The organism is Thermogemmatispora aurantia (assembly GCF_008974285.1).
Lineage (GTDB): Bacteria > Chloroflexota > Ktedonobacteria > Ktedonobacterales > Ktedonobacteraceae > Thermogemmatispora > Thermogemmatispora aurantia.
The window spans coordinates 1,159,785-1,173,291 of sequence record NZ_BKZV01000001.1; the positions used below are offsets into that span (position 1 = coordinate 1,159,785).

A 13,507-nucleotide genomic window follows, 5' to 3' on the forward strand; every position below is an offset into this window, starting at 1 on the left:
TACCTCGCCACCCTGAGATCGAGCGGACAGGAGCAGGCACCTCAGCGCATCGCCGGCGAGCACAGCGCAGCGATATAGGCCTCGCTCCTGTTCAGCGGAGGCCAGCCCTGTCCTCCAGCCCCCCCTGGACCATTGGGCTGACCGCAGGTAGCAGACAGACACCAGACGAGCAGGGTCAGCCCTGACTCAGGGGCAAAACCACGACGAAGACCGTACCTTCGTCAGGAGCCGGCTCGCACCAGATGCGCCCGCCATGCCTCTCCACAATATCCTTACAGATGGCCAGACCCAAGCCCCAGCCATCTTTGGGCGAGGCCTGAGCCTCGGGCGTCCGGTAGAAGGCTTGAAAGATCTGCTCCCGCTGATCTTCAGGGATGCCGCGACCATGATCACGAACGCGGATCTCTACCTGACCATCTCGACAGACCAGACTGACCTCCACAGGGGTTTGTTCGGGCGAGTATTTGATGGCATTGCTGAGGAGGTTGGTCAGCACTTGATGGAGGCGATCGGAGTCAACCTCGACTATGAGGCTCTCTACAGGAGTTGAGAGGGTAATCGTACGACCTGAGACGAGACGCTGATCCTCGACGGCTTCGCGGCAGATCTCTACCAGGTCACAGCGACGAGGACGCAGCTTGAGCTTGCCAGTCTGAATGCTGCTGAGGGCCAGCATGTCATCGATAAGCGCACTGAGACGATAGGTCTGCTCGTCGATCTTCTGCAAGGCCAGGCGTACATTCTCCAGTTCGGGTGGTAGCTCGGCCACACGTGTGAGACGCCGCAGGGCAATCTGCGCCTGACCACGAATGGTGGTGATGGGGGTTTTCAGCTCATGTGAGGCCACCGAGATAAAATGGTCCTTGAGTAAATCGGCTCGCTTCAATTCTTCGTTGAGCTGCTCTAGATCCTGGGCCCGGGTCTGGGCCTCTAGCTCGGCCAGCAGAGCACGACGCCGCGCCGACTCGCGCTGGCCGGCGATAATGGCGATACCTACCTCGATCAGAAAGAAAGGCATGATCTCGGCAAGTTTGTCGATGTTGTCCGCCGCCCACTGGACGCGCGGCAACACCATCAAGGCCCCTTGCGGGGGAACATAAATATAGATGAGCGCCAGGGTGCAGAGCAGAGCAGCACAAAGGGCCGGCCCCACTCCCCATAGTAAGGCTACAAGAAGCACCGGCAGGACCAGCGGCAGGTCTGGCACATAGATGTGGAGCGCCAAGAGATGCTCCAGATAGACGATTCCTAATCCACAGGCCACAATAGGAATACAAAGGAGGTAACCAATCGGGGCGCGCCGCCACCAGGGCACCCGCGCGGCATATAGTTTGCGCACTTCCGCGCTCTGGCGAAGACGCATGAGAATCAGTGGTCTGCGACCTTCCTTGACACGTGTGGCTTGCATGGCCGTCGGTCTCTCCTGCCCAGGTTCATTGTCATTCATTGTGCAGTATAGCATTCCCCGATAGTCTGGGCAAAGCAGATACGCCCGCCCCCTCAAAGAGAAGGCGAGCGCCTGATCCTTTCATTCGTCCGTTTGTTCTACAAGCCAGCCTGGAAGTCTTTCATCAGATCTTTTTCAAGCACTTCTATCGTCTTCAGAAGTCTTCTGTTTTCCTTTGAAGCGTTCCTGATGCTCTTTATAGAGAGCTTCGACAAGATCGTGAAAGGCACGCACTAGCAAGTGATTGCGCACGCTGTAATAGACCTCGTTACCACTGCGCCGCGAGCCGAGCAGTCCCGTGCGCGCAAGCTGACGGAGATGGCCAGAGACCGTGGCATGGGCTAACCCCAGCGCTTTGGCAAGCTCTCCCGAGCGCATCTCGACCGGCCTCTCGCGCTCCACAGCCGGCGCGGCCAGCAAGGCCAGAATCTGGCGACGGCTGGGGTCGCACATCGTGCCAAGAAAGTAGTCAATGAAGGCTTCGACGTCTTCTGGCAGTTCCTCCAGCGGTTCCTCAGACGACGATCCCTCCGATCTACGAGCACACATCTATACACCTCTACTTCAGATGGGATATTATCAGAATCGAGTGTTGATCTGCATAGCAGGTGAGGGAGTGGAAGTCACCTCTTCTATTACACGAGGGACCTCCCACAGAAAGAGACGAGGTGCTCTATGAGCGCAACGCAAGCGCTGGCACGCTTCTGCGCTTCGCTGGAAGGGACGGCCCTACCTGAGCGAGTGCGCATCAAAGTTCGCGATCTTTTGCTTGACCATGTGGCTGTCGCCCTGGGCGGCGCACGACTCCCATCCAGTGAGGCAGCCTATCAACTGCTGGTGACGATGGGAGTCGTGCAGTCCCCGCGGACCGGTCGATCGTCTGACAGACCTGGGGCCACACTACTAGGACGCGGTGAGCGCGCCGAAGCCGCCTGGGCCTCCCTGGTCAACGGTGTGGCCGCCCACGGCCTGGAGATGGACGACGTTGAGAACCGCTCGTCGCTGCATCCGGGCGTGGCGGTCTTGCCGGCAGCCCTGGCCCTGGCTGAACAACTGGCCGCTCCCATCGACGATTTCTATGCCGCCGTCGTGGCCGGCTATGAGCTGACCCTACGTATTGGCGCCGCCCTCAATCCCGCCTCAGCCTACGCCCGCGGCTTCCATCCAACTGCTCTCTGCGGCACCTTCGGCGCCACCGCCGCCAGCGCCCGCCTGCTGGGCCTCTCAGCAGAACAGACGGCAGAGGCCCTGGGCATTGCCGGTAGCATGGCGGCTGGTTCGTTAGCCTACCTCGATGACGGTGCCTGGACCAAACGCCTGCACCCCGGCTGGAGCGCCCACGCCGGCATCACCGCCGCGCGCCTGGCCGCGGCTGGCTTTCGCGGGCCGCAGGAGATTTTCAGTGGACGCTATGGCTTCCTGCATGCCTACTCTGACGCCGGCTTGCCAGAGGAGCTGCAGCCACCCGTCGGCACAGAGGACTTCGCTATTCTGCGCGTCTCGCTCAAGCCCTACGCCTGCTGTCGCTATATGCATGGCCCCATCGATTGTCTGCTGGCCATCCGCCGCCAGCACGCCCCCGATCCGCACCATATCCGCCGCGTACGCTGCGGTGTGCTGAGCGCCGGGCGTGGCCTGGTCGCCGACCCCATCGAGGCTAAGCGGCGGCCTGGCAACGTCGTCGACGCCCAGTTCAGCATGCCTTTCGGGGCCGCCGTAGCCCTGATCACCGGTCAGGCCGGCCTGAGTGCCTTCAGCGAAACCTGGTTGCAGCACCCTGAGATCCGCGCCCTGATGCAGCGTGTCGATTGCGAGAGCGATCCCGAGCTAGACCGCTATTACCCTACCGAGTGGCGCGCCACGGCCAGTGTGGAGATGGACGATGGCCAGGTTTTCCGCGCCAGCGTGCGCTATCCGCTTGGCGATCCTGAAAATCCCTTAAGCGAGGATCAACTGGCCGACCGCTTCCATGAGCTGGCCGCCGCCGTCATCGAGGAAGATGCCAGGCGCGAGGCTCTCATCAGACACCTTCGCCACCTCGATCAGCTCAGGCACTTTTCGTGGTCCAACCTGCTGTAGCAGTCTATCAGAGCAGCGAGAGGGAGGCAGAGCAATGACCCGAGAGCGCACCGTCTGGCTGCAGGAACGGCGACGCCTGACCGCCGAGCGCTACGATCAACTGGCGCCCGATTATGATCGCGATTGGGGCACCCTCGACGAGACACACACTACAATGCTGCTCCTGCTGCTGGCACGACTCCCCCAGGGGAGCTGCCTGCTCGACGCGGCCTGCGGCACTGGCAAATACTGGGGGCTAATACTGGAGCGTGGCTACGCTCTCGTCGGCATCGACCAGTCGACGGGCATGCTGCGGCGCGCGTATGAGAAATTCCCAGCCGTACCAACCCGACAGCAAGGACTCCAGGAGCTGAACGAGAGCGAGGCCTTTGAGGCCGTGCTCTGTATCGACGCTATGGAGATGGTCCCACCGGAGGACTGGCCGCTGGTGCTTGCCAATCTGCGCCGAGCTGCCAAGCCCGGCGGCTTGCTCTATTTGACCGTCGAGCTGATTGAGAGCGATGAGCGCGAGCGGGCCTTTCTTCTGGGTCGAGAGCAGGGCCTGCCCGTCGTCTCTGGTGAATACGCCCATCACGGCGGCTATCACTACTACCCCACACTGGAGCAAGTGCGGATCTGGCTTGAAGCTGCTGACCTGATCCTCCTGGAGGAAAGGATCGGCGACGGCTATCAGCATTTCTTGCTGCAACGTCCCCCAAACGATCAGCCAACGGCTCAGGCACAAGCATAAAAAAACGTCCATCGATCCCCTGAGGGGATCGATGGACGCCTTGAGCAGAGATGCCAAGCCTTTTCTCAGGCAGCTGGCTCAGGCTCAGGAACTACCGTCTCGGCCACCACGCGGCCATCGCGCAGCACCAGGCGCACCGTCTGGCCCGAGGCGATCTCACCGTTCAGCAGGGCATCGGCCAGCGTATCATCGATGTGCGTCTGAATAGCGCGGCGCAGAGGACGCGCACCGTATTCCTCGTCGTAGCCTTCGCGCAACAAGAACTCGCGCACCTCATCGCTGATCACCAGCTCGATCTTCTGCTCGCGCAGGCGCTCGCGCACCTGACCCAGCAGCAGATCGACGATGCGGTACAACTCGTCCTTGCCCAGCGAATGGAAGACAACGATCTGGTCGATACGGTTGAGGAACTCGGGCCGGAACATCTGCTTCAGGCCCTCAAGAGCCTTCTCGCGCATCGTCTCATACTGCTCCGCGCGCTCGCTGCCGCCAGTGATCGGCATGAAGCCGATACGCGCCGCCTTCCTCAGCTCATTGGTGCCAGCGTTGCTGGTCATGATCAGCACCGTATTCTTGAAGTCCACGGTGCGACCCTGACCGTCGGTCAGGCGACCATCGTCCAGGATCTGGAGCAAGGCATTGAAGACCTCGGGATGGGCCTTCTCCACCTCGTCCAGCAGGATCACACTGTAGGGGCGACGCCGCACTTGCTCGGTCAACTGGCCCCCTTCCTCATAGCCCACATAGCCGGGCGGGCTCCCGAAGAGACGCGAGACCGTATGCGGCTCCATGTACTCCGACATGTCGAGGCGGATCATATTCTCCTCGCCACCGAACAGCTCGCGCGCCAGAGCACGGGCCAGCTCGGTCTTACCAACGCCCGTCGGGCCAAGGAAGAGGAAGGAACCAATTGGCCTCTTCGGATCTTTCAATCCCGCCCGTGAGCGGCGGATGGCGCGCGCCACCGCGTTAATGGCCTCGTCCTGGCCAATGACATGCCTGCGCAGGCGCTCCTCCAGATCGCGCAGATTCTGGCGCTCACTCTCCATCATCTGCGTCACTGGTACGCCCGTCCAGTTCTCGACCACCTGAGCGATCAGTTCCGGCGTCACGATCAACTGGAACGAGGCATCCGCCTCAGAGCGGGCCTTCTCCAACTTCTGCAGCGTCAGCAGCTCCTGCTGGCGCAAGAGAGCCGCGCGCTCATAGTCCTCGGCGTTAGCCGCCGCCTCCTTCTTGGCCTGGATATCGGCCAGCTGCTGCTCCAGCTCCGTAATCATCGCCGGGCTCACGATGCCCTTCTCCAGGGCCTCCAGGCGCAGAGCCGAAGCCGCCTCATCCATGACGTCGATGGCCTTATCGGGCAGGAAGCGATCATTGATGTAGCGATCAGCGAGCTTGACAGCCGCCTCGATCGCCTCATCCGGGATCGTCACGCCGTGATGGGCCTCGTAGTTGGGCCGCACGGCGCGCAGCATCGCGATAGCCTCCTCCACCGTCGGCTCATCGACCATGATCGGCTGGAAGCGGCGCTCCAGAGCCGCATCCTTCTCGATGTACTTGCGATATTCATCAAGTGTCGTCGCACCGATACAACGGATCTCACCGCGCGCCAGTGCCGGCTTCAGCATATCCGACGCACCAACCGCGCCCTCCGCCGCACCCGCTCCGACAACGGTATGTAGCTCATCGATAAAGAGGATGACATCCGGCGCCTGCCGCAGCTCATCAAGGATCGCCTTCATGCGCTGCTCAAACTGCCCGCGGAACATCGCGCCGGCAATCATGCCGCCGATGTTGAGCGCCACAATGCGCTTGTTGCGCAATGGGGCAGGCACGTTACCCGCGTGGATACGCCGCGCCAGATCCTCGACAATGGCGGTCTTACCCACACCTGGCTCGCCAATCAGCACCGGGTTGTTCTTCTGCCGGCGACCCAGGACGGTGATCAAGCGACGCAGCTCGCGCTCACGCCCAACCGCTGGATCAAGCTTCCCCTGCGCCGCCTCCGCCGTGATGTCGCGCCCATACTGGTCCAGCGTCGGCGTCTTGCTGTTGCTGTTGGCCTGACGCTCAGCAGTCCTGGTCCCGCGCCCGTTAGCCGCCTCATGGCCGTTGAAGAAGCCAAAGGCCGCCGCCGGGAAGCCCTGCCCGAAGAAGTTACCCGCCTGGTTCATCGATGAGCGCATCAGCTCATCGACACACTGCTGGCAGAGATAATGCCGCTCATGGCGTCCTTCCACGAGCAGATCGACGCTGATGCTGGCGTTATTTTTATGACATCGCTCACACTTCATTCCAGGCTCCTCACTCAACCGGGGGAGCGGCAGCTCCGGTCTCTGGCGCTCCGCTCTCTCTCATCCCCGGGAATTTTAGCAATCTGCGCGGGTGATTGCCAGCATTATAGCACAGGTTTTCCACTGCTGTCTAGCACTCGCCACTCTTGACTGCTAACTACCCAGAATAACACCAGGCCCAGCCCTTTTATTCCCAACTTCCTCCCCTCTCGCATCTCTCCACGAGCGGAACGAGACTAGACAGCCTGGCAATCCTCTTGTCTCGTTCTCGTCACCATCTAGAACGGAGGTTTCAGCTTCAAATATTCCCACCGCTACCCGGCTTGCTCCGTGCCTGCGCACGCTTGCCTGGCCAAAACGCGAGCGTGCGCGCTATCATATATAGCGATGTTCCTGTATGCAGCTCCCTGCAGGGAATCCCAGGCTCGTAGACAAAGGAGGAAGTATGACCACACTCCCCCCTCTCATAGACGAGGAAAAACTCCGCCGTTACCTGGCCGAGCAGCTGCCGGGCGAGGACCTGCCCTTGCAGATCGAGCGTATCCGCGGAGGACACTCCAACGAGACGTTCTACATCACACGCGGAGACCAGCAATGGGTGCTGCGCCGGCCCCCGCGCGGTCCACTGTTGCCAACTGCCCATGATGTGCTGCGCGAGTACCGCGTCCTGAAGGCGCTCAACAACAGCCCGGTGCCAACGCCGCGCGTGCTTCTGGCCTGTGAGGATACGAGCGTGATCGGAGCCCCTTTCTACCTTATGGAGCGGGTCCACGGCTACATTATCCGCGATACGCTCCCTCCCTATGGCGCCGATGAGGCGGGCCGCCAGGCAATCAGTCGGGCCTTAATCGAGGCGCTGGTCGAGCTACACGCGGTCGACTGGCAAGCTGTGGGCTTGGGGGACTTTGGCCGGCCTACTGGCTATCTGGAGCGCCAGCTGCGCCGCTGGATCGGCCAACTAGAGCGCTCACGCCAACGCCCACTGCCCGAGCTGGATATGGTGACGGAGTGGCTCAAGGCCCATCTGCCCGTCTCTGGACCGTCGACCATTGTCCACGGCGACTATCGCCTCGATAACGTGATGTATGCGGAGCATGAGCCGCGGGTGGTGGCGATCTTCGATTGGGAGATGGCTACGATCGGTGATCCGCTGGCCGATCTCGGCTACTTGCTCTCTTTCTGGCGCGAGCCTGGCGACCCACCGCCGGCCCTCGATACCGAGACCTGGCGCGTTATGGAGCAACCAGGTTTTATGACGCGTGCCGAGCTGAAGGAGTACTACGCTGAGCGCAGCGGGCGCTCTGTGCGCGAGATGGACTTCTATGAGGCGCTGGCAATCTGGAAGCTGGCCATTCTGCTGGAAGGCAGCTACGCCCGCTATCGGGCCGGCACAACCGACGACCCCTTCTTTGAGCAGCTGGAGGCGGGTATTCCAGCCCTGGCTCGACGGGCGCTGGAGGTCTGTCACCGCAGCAGCAGCGGAGGACGCTGACAGTGAATGCTGGTGAGGAGATTCCCTTGTTGCTAGATGATCCTTTCCTCTTGCGGCGCTCTCACGCCGCCGAGTTGTTCCTGGTTCGACATGGCGATGCGCTCCCTCCCGCAGACGAGCTGATCCCGGGCGGCCTCTACGATGATCTTCCTCTGTCTCGTAAAGGCCAGGAGCAGGCCCTGGCTCTGGCCGCGCGCCTGGCCGGTCTGGAGTTCGCGGCTATTTATAGTAGCCCCCTGCGCCGCTGCCGCGAGACCGCAGCTCCTCTGGCCGAGCGTCTGGGTTTAACACCCATCGTGGTCCCCGACCTGCAAGAGATCCGGCTCGGTATGGTGCGTCCGCTACCCGCTGAGGAAGATAATCTAGAGCTGGTGGCCCGCACGCTACAAGAGCGCCAGAGGGATATCATCCGCCTGGCTGGAGCCGCTGGCAGCTGGGATGCCATCAAGGGCAGCGAGCCGTCCAAGGTCTTCCGGGCGCGTGTGGTTCAGGCGCTGGATGCGATCGCTAACGCCCATCTTGGAAGACGGGTGATCGCCTTTGCGCATGGCGGAGTAATCAATGCCTATGTAGCCGAGGTCTTAGGCCTGGAGCGCGACTTCTTCTTCCCGGCAGCCAATACTTCGATCACAGTGGTCCGTGTGGCTGGCACCCAACGCGTGCTCTTTGCGTTGAACGATATCTGCCACCTGCAGCGGCGCTGAGCCACTCACTAGATAGGAAGGAAGCGCTGACGAGTAGCAGGCAGACGTGGCGGACAGAAAGAAGGTCCGCCTGGCAGATGCTGGCCCCTTCTGTTCGCCACGCTGGCAGTTTCGTTCCATTCCGTTCGCGCAGGAACTTCCACTGAAGAGCCTTAACGGACGTTGAGCGGCACGTGCTCGGCGGTCTCCGACTCGGAGCGCACAAATGGCCGCGACTGGAAAAAGGCAATTACATTGCGGAGATAGCCACCTAGACGGCGCCGCGTTTCTTGGCCAGGACGCGGCGCAAAGAGGAGAGCGAGGACGATGCCGACCAGCAAGCCGATGCGGAAGAGCAGGCGAGCACGGCGGCGGCGGCGGGCTCGTCGTTCGCGCTCTTGCTGCCAGACGATGCGCGCTTCTGCCAGATTGCCTCGCGCGCGCTCTAGCCTGCCACGAGCACCGCGCATACTGCGCTCGACGGCCACCTGGAGAAGACCAAGCCCTGCCGCCAGCGCTCCCAGCAGCAGGCTGAGCTGCTCGCTGAGCAGGTTCTTGAGACGACCACTCTCTCGCTGGGCTTCTTCTAGCGAACGTTTAACCGGTTTGCGGCTGCCGCGCCAGACACGCTGCAGGGCCTGACGCCTTTGCTGAAGCCGATCTTCAACACGCCCCGAGCTGCTACGCAGCCCCCCGCGCAGGCGCTTTAGGAGAAGGCGCCGACGGCGCGGCTCTAGCACGGTCTGCACGTTGTCCTGGACAGTTGAGAGACCGGTGCGCGCCATGTCCGCTGTACGCGCACGGACCTCTTTGAGAGTTTCTGTTACTGGCGCAAAGCCATTACCTTTCGCCATCGCTATTCATCACATCCTTTCGCTGTAGACAGGCCCTTCTTTTCTTTCTTTCGCGCTGTTTATGCCTACTCTGTCGTCGGCAGGAAGCAAGTGGTCCCTCACTGAAGGCCGCGCTGCCTGCGCCGCAAATGAGCGGGCAGGCCGGCCATGCTGCTCACTGTCCCCGCTCATCTCACGCGCCCCTCATGCGCCCACCTCGTTCGGCGCGCCCACTGGCACGAGTAGAGAACCTGCTCCTGGCACGATCCGATAGGACGGCAAGTTTCATCCCCTTCGGGCAAAAGATGCCTGTCTAGGGGGAGAGCCGTCTCGCCAGCGTTTCAGCTTCTCTCCTCCCTTACTTAGCTGAGGCCACACTCTCGTTGGCCACGATATCCGATATCGCTCTCAGCCAAGCAGAGAGCTGCTCTCACCTCCTCTGGTTCCGCTCACTAGGCCAGGCCCAGCTCGACCAGGAATCTTGTTCCCCCTCGCCTGACCCCGGTCCGACCCAGGCTTTACACTTTTGAGTATAGAGATGCTTGCCAATAGCAGCAACCACTCAAGGGCTGTCAGAAAGGTCGGCGCCGCTGTGTTATAATACAATGAAAAGGGCTTGTTCCTGTCTGTCATCATGCGCGATCTTCCGCGTCTATCATCCGTTGCCCATCGCGCCAGTCTTACTGGCGCTGAGAGCTACCTGCTCGCTGCCGGGTAGCAACTTCCTTCTCTGCTCAGAACAGAACAGGGCCATGCCTGCTCTGCATGTGTCAGCGTGACAAGCTGCTTGACTTGAACTGCTCTCCTGCCGAGATCCTCTGCATAGCGCGCCAGGTTGGTCCTAGCAACGCGATGCCGGGCGCGCATGCATAGCGGCATGATAGCAAGCATGGCTACCTGCCAGGCATGATCACCGGTCAGGCTGGTCACTCTGCAGGGGCAAGAGGCCCAGAGACGCGGAGCGGCAAAGCTGCCAGGCCAACACCTGGCCCGCCAGGGCAGCCCTGCCGCGAGATTAGTACCAGCCAGTCAGCGAGGGATCACCTATGGATTTAATGCAGAAGCTTGAAAGTTTGGCCAATCGCTACGAGGAACTGAATACGCTCATGGCCCAGCCCGAGGTTCTGAGCAATGTCCCTCTGCTCCAACGCTACGGGCGTGAGCAGGCCGAGTTAGAAGAAGTCGTTGAGAAATACTACCAGCTGCGCACAACGCTCAAAGAGCTGGAGGAGGCCGAGGAGCTGGAGCGCGAAAGCGACGACCCCGCACTGCGCGAGCTGGCGCGCGAGGAGATTGCACGCCTGAAAGAGCGCCGCGAGCAGCTGACCGAGGATGTCAAGCTGGCCTTGTTGCCCAAGGATGCGATGGATGAGAAGAACGCCATCGTGACGATCCAGGGTGGCGCCGGTGGTGAGGAGGCCGCCCTCTTTGCCGCCGACCTCTTCCGCATGTATAGCCGCTATGCCGAGCAGCGCCGCTGGAAGATCGAGGTTCTCGATTTGAACGAGACCGATCAGGGAGGGATCAAAGATATCACTTTCCTGGTCCGGGGCAAAGGGGCCTATCGCCGCTTGAAATACGAGGGAGGCACCCATCGCGTCCAGCGCGTCCCCGTGACCGAGGCCAACGGGCGCATCCATACCTCTACCGCTAAGGTGATCGTGCTCCCCGAGGCCGACGAGGAAATTAATATCGAGATCAAGGAGAGCGATATCCGTATCGATGTCTTCCGCTCGACGGGCCACGGCGGCCAGAGCGTGAATACGACCGATTCGGCGGTGCGCATTACCCATCTGCCTACCGGCCTGGTGGTAACCTGCCAGGATGAGAAGTCGCAGCTGAAGAATAAGGAGCGAGCGCTCTCGGTCTTGAAAGCGCGCCTTTGGGACCTGGAGGAGGCTCGTCGCCAGGAGGAACTGGGGAAAGCGCGCCGCTCACAGGTACAGATGGGCGATCGCAGCGAGAAGATTCGTACCTATAACTTCCCCCAGGATCGCGTGACCGACCACCGCATCGGTCTGACTCGCTATAATCTGCAGGGCGTGCTCGACGGCGAGCTGGACGAGTTCATCGATAACTTGATCGCCGCCGACCAGGCCGATCGCCTGCAGCGCCTCTTTGCTGAAGAGCCTGCCACCGTCCAGTAAACCGCGGAAGTAGGGGGCTGATTGTCTCAGGCACGCACGCCTCTCTGCCCCTGCTACTCTGCCTGCTTCAGCCCTCTCTTCGGGCTTGGGCATCATTCCAGCCCTCCAGCAAGGATGGCCACGATGTGCTATCCTACTTCCGTGAAGAGCGAAGGGCGACGAGGATGGTAAGGGTATGGTCATGCTACTTCTCTGAGTGAAAGGTAGGCTTTTTCTTCGATGACTCCACCACTGTCGGGTCAAACTTCTCTAGCCCAGGGAACTTTCTCTGAACTTAATCCTCCCTATCGCTTGCTACTCGGTCCAGGACCCTGCAACGTTGATCCGCGAGTCTTGCGCGCAGCCTCCGCTCCGCAGCTCGGGCATCTTGATCCTTTTCTGCTTGACACGCTCGGTGCGATCGCTGACCAGCTGCGCCAGGTTTTTCAGACGCAGGATGAGCTGACGCTCTGCGTCTCCGGTTCAGGCTTCGCGGGAGCTGAGGCCGTGCTCTGCAATCTCCTAGAGGAGGGCGATACGCTCATTGCCGGGAGCCTGGGCTTCTTCAGCGGGAAGATTGCTGAAATTGCCCAGCGGATCGGGGCTCATGTCATTCTGGTAGAGAGCGAGCCGGGGCAGCCACTCGATCCGCAGCAGGTGGCTGCAGCCTTTGCCAGGCATCCCGAAGCGAAGCTTTTCGCCACGGCCATCGCGGAGACCTCGACGGGTCTGCTACAGCCGCTGGAAGAACTGGAGCAGATCACCCACGCACACGAGGCACTCTTCGTTGTTGACGCGGTTTCTGGTCTGGGCGGCATTCCCATCAATATTGAGCAGATGAAGATCGATGCCTGCTATGCAGGCAGCCAGAAGTGCCTTGGAGCCTTTCCTGGCCTGGCGCCCGTGACCCTCAATGCGCACGCCGTTGAGGTGATCAAGCGACGTCGCAGGCCGGTGCAGAGCTATTATCTTGATCTACTGGCTCTCCAACGCTACTGGAACGGCGATCACGCCTATCATCATACGGCTTGCAGCAACCTGCTCTTTGCCATGCACGAGGCCCTGCGTATTGTATTGGAAGAGGGGCTGGAGACCCGCTGGCAGCGTCACCGTCTTCACGGGCAGGCGCTACGTGCCGGTCTGCAAGCTCTGGGCCTGACCCTGCTGCCGCGCCCCGGCTACGAGCTGCCCGTGCTGACTGCTGTCAACCTCCCCCCTTCGGTTTCCGAGAATCAACTGCGCCAGCAACTGCTGACGGCTTACGGCATCGAGGTCGGCGGCGGCCTCGGATCTCTGAAAGGCCATCTGCTCCGCATCGGACTAATGGGCTACAATGCCTGCCGGAAGAACGTCGAGACAGTTCTGGCAGCCCTTGAGCAGCTCCTGCCCTCGCATGGATGGCCAGTTCAGGCTGGGGCAGCCCTGAGCGCCGCGGCCACAGTCTACAGCCAAGCAGACCAGGCTTCCGAGCAGGCTTGAGAGTGGGAAGCTGATCGGATAGACTGATCAGCATGCCAGTGAGCAAGCTAGAGGAGAGAGAGCCTGCTCTACTGCATCACCCTGCAGTCCCTGGCCGAAGACTGGGGTCAGATCGCTTGTGAGCCGCTTATGGCACAGCAGTGCATCAATCTTCGCCGTCCAGTTCCACCAGTAGTAGCCTCCCACAGATTGGGGAACAAGGAGACTGACAGGAAGGAGCCAATCCGGCGGCGAAGATGGTCGATTTCGCAGTCACAGCGTGCGGTGAGTGGGCAGGCTCTTGCCTGGGCTTGCCGGCAGTCAGCATGATAACGCCAACTTGCTCGCGAGCAGACTGGAAA

10 protein-coding genes are annotated in these 13,507 nt (G+C 61.2%); 6 read left to right on the top strand and 4 right to left on the bottom strand.

What is annotated here, in order from left to right:
* Positions 1–175: 175 nt before the first annotated feature.
* Together KTAU_RS04530 and KTAU_RS04535 are read right to left on the bottom strand one after the other, a co-directional pair.
* A complete protein-coding gene (locus KTAU_RS04530; protein WP_170293052.1) occupies positions 176–1,408 on the bottom strand; it encodes a sensor histidine kinase in 1,233 nt (410 codons plus the stop codon).
* Between the two features lie 174 nt (positions 1,409–1,582).
* Complete coding sequence (locus KTAU_RS04535) at positions 1,583–1,996, bottom strand: ArsR/SmtB family transcription factor (protein WP_228026316.1); 414 nt, start codon at positions 1,994–1,996, stop codon at positions 1,583–1,585.
* A gap of 126 nt (positions 1,997–2,122) precedes the next feature.
* On the opposite strand from KTAU_RS04535, the gene KTAU_RS04540 reads away from it, so the two are divergent.
* Both KTAU_RS04540 and KTAU_RS04545 read left to right on the top strand, forming a co-directional pair.
* Positions 2,123–3,526: an MmgE/PrpD family protein gene (locus KTAU_RS04540; protein WP_151727219.1), complete on the top strand. Its 1,404-nt coding sequence runs from the start codon at positions 2,123–2,125 to the stop codon at positions 3,524–3,526.
* 34 nt (positions 3,527–3,560) lie between these two features.
* Complete coding sequence (locus KTAU_RS04545) at positions 3,561–4,256, top strand: class I SAM-dependent DNA methyltransferase (RefSeq protein WP_170293053.1); 696 nt, start codon at positions 3,561–3,563, stop codon at positions 4,254–4,256.
* Between the two features lie 65 nt (positions 4,257–4,321).
* Here KTAU_RS04545 and KTAU_RS04550 read toward each other — a convergent pair whose 3' ends face one another.
* Positions 4,322–6,553 carry an ATP-dependent Clp protease ATP-binding subunit gene (locus KTAU_RS04550; RefSeq protein WP_151727221.1) on the bottom strand — a complete coding sequence of 744 codons (2,232 nt, stop codon included), beginning with the start codon at positions 6,551–6,553 and terminating at the stop codon, positions 4,322–4,324.
* 445 nt (positions 6,554–6,998) lie between these two features.
* Between KTAU_RS04550 and KTAU_RS04555 the strand changes: the two genes are divergently transcribed.
* On the top strand, positions 6,999–8,045 hold the full coding sequence (locus KTAU_RS04555) for a phosphotransferase family protein (protein WP_170293054.1): 1,047 nt from the start codon (positions 6,999–7,001) through the stop codon (positions 8,043–8,045).
* 2 nt (positions 8,046–8,047) lie between these two features.
* Complete coding sequence (locus KTAU_RS04560) at positions 8,048–8,749, top strand: histidine phosphatase family protein (RefSeq protein ID WP_170293055.1); 702 nt, start codon at positions 8,048–8,050, stop codon at positions 8,747–8,749.
* A 152-nt stretch (positions 8,750–8,901) separates the two neighbouring features.
* Here the strand turns inward: KTAU_RS04560 and KTAU_RS04565 are convergent, their stop codons facing one another.
* A complete protein-coding gene (locus KTAU_RS04565; RefSeq protein ID WP_151727224.1) occupies positions 8,902–9,582 on the bottom strand; it encodes a YtxH domain-containing protein in 681 nt (226 codons plus the stop codon).
* A gap of 1,025 nt (positions 9,583–10,607) precedes the next feature.
* Here KTAU_RS04565 and prfA point away from each other — a divergent pair.
* Both prfA and KTAU_RS04575 read left to right on the top strand, forming a co-directional pair.
* Positions 10,608–11,708 carry a peptide chain release factor 1 gene (prfA, locus tag KTAU_RS04570; RefSeq protein ID WP_112429319.1) on the top strand — a complete coding sequence of 367 codons (1,101 nt, stop codon included), beginning with the start codon at positions 10,608–10,610 and terminating at the stop codon, positions 11,706–11,708.
* Positions 11,709–11,927: 219 nt separating this feature from the next.
* On the top strand, positions 11,928–13,166 hold the full coding sequence (locus tag KTAU_RS04575) for a pyridoxal-phosphate-dependent aminotransferase family protein (RefSeq protein ID WP_151727225.1): 1,239 nt from the start codon (positions 11,928–11,930) through the stop codon (positions 13,164–13,166).
* Positions 13,167–13,507: the final 341 nt, after the last annotated feature.

What these genes read in the sequence shown, in the direction of transcription:
- KTAU_RS04535 (WP_228026316.1), bottom strand. Translation starts at nt 1,996, where the DNA reads ATGTGTGCTCGTAGATCGGAGGGATCGTCGTCTGAGGAACCGCTGGAG.
- prfA (WP_112429319.1), top strand. Translation starts at nt 10,608, where the DNA reads ATGGATTTAATGCAGAAGCTTGAAAGTTTGGCCAATCGCTACGAGGAA.
- KTAU_RS04550 (WP_151727221.1), bottom strand. Translation starts at nt 6,553, where the DNA reads ATGAAGTGTGAGCGATGTCATAAAAATAACGCCAGCATCAGCGTCGAT.
- KTAU_RS04555 (WP_170293054.1), top strand. Translation starts at nt 6,999, where the DNA reads ATGACCACACTCCCCCCTCTCATAGACGAGGAAAAACTCCGCCGTTAC.
- KTAU_RS04545 (WP_170293053.1), top strand. Translation starts at nt 3,561, where the DNA reads ATGACCCGAGAGCGCACCGTCTGGCTGCAGGAACGGCGACGCCTGACC.
- KTAU_RS04575 (WP_151727225.1), top strand. Translation starts at nt 11,928, where the DNA reads ATGACTCCACCACTGTCGGGTCAAACTTCTCTAGCCCAGGGAACTTTC.
- KTAU_RS04565 (WP_151727224.1), bottom strand. Translation starts at nt 9,582, where the DNA reads ATGGCGAAAGGTAATGGCTTTGCGCCAGTAACAGAAACTCTCAAAGAG.
- KTAU_RS04530 (WP_170293052.1), bottom strand. Translation starts at nt 1,408, where the DNA reads ATGCAAGCCACACGTGTCAAGGAAGGTCGCAGACCACTGATTCTCATG.
- KTAU_RS04540 (WP_151727219.1), top strand. Translation starts at nt 2,123, where the DNA reads ATGAGCGCAACGCAAGCGCTGGCACGCTTCTGCGCTTCGCTGGAAGGG.